The organism is Photorhabdus namnaonensis, assembly GCF_001684335.1.
GTDB lineage: Bacteria > Pseudomonadota > Gammaproteobacteria > Enterobacterales > Enterobacteriaceae > Photorhabdus > Photorhabdus namnaonensis.
Genome location: NZ_LOIC01000006.1, coordinates 1 through 389, shown reverse-complemented (window position 1 = coordinate 389; position 389 = coordinate 1). Strand labels below are relative to the sequence as shown.

The following is a 389-nucleotide window of genomic DNA, read 5'->3' as shown; positions in this document are numbered from 1 at the left end:
ATTTTTTGATTCAGCCTGCTCTTTAACAATTAATCAGACAATCTGTGTGGGCACTCACAAGACCGTATCACAAAAAATATGTTTTAAAGTCTTGAAGAGTGAACAACAGTTAATTCATTACGAACTAATGAGTCAGAATTCTTTGAGCATCAAACTTTAAATTGAAGAGTTTGATCATGGCTCAGATTGAACGCTGGCGGCAGGCCTAACACATGCAAGTCGAGCGGTAACAGGAAAGCGCTTGCGCTTTTGCTGACGAGCGGCGGACGGGTGAGTAATGTCTGGGGATCTGCCCGAGGGCGGGGGATAACCACTGGAAACGGTGGCTAATACCGCATAATGTCGTAAGACCAAAGTGGGGGACCTGAAAGGGCCTCACGCCGTCGGAT

Annotated in this window: 1 rRNA gene; it reads left to right on the top strand. The window is 46.5% G+C overall.

Features of this window, described 5'->3' with window-relative positions:
• Window positions 1–158: 158 nt before the first annotated feature.
• Window positions 159–389: ribosomal RNA gene (locus Phpb_RS00960) — 16S ribosomal RNA — on the top strand; the annotation flags it as partial.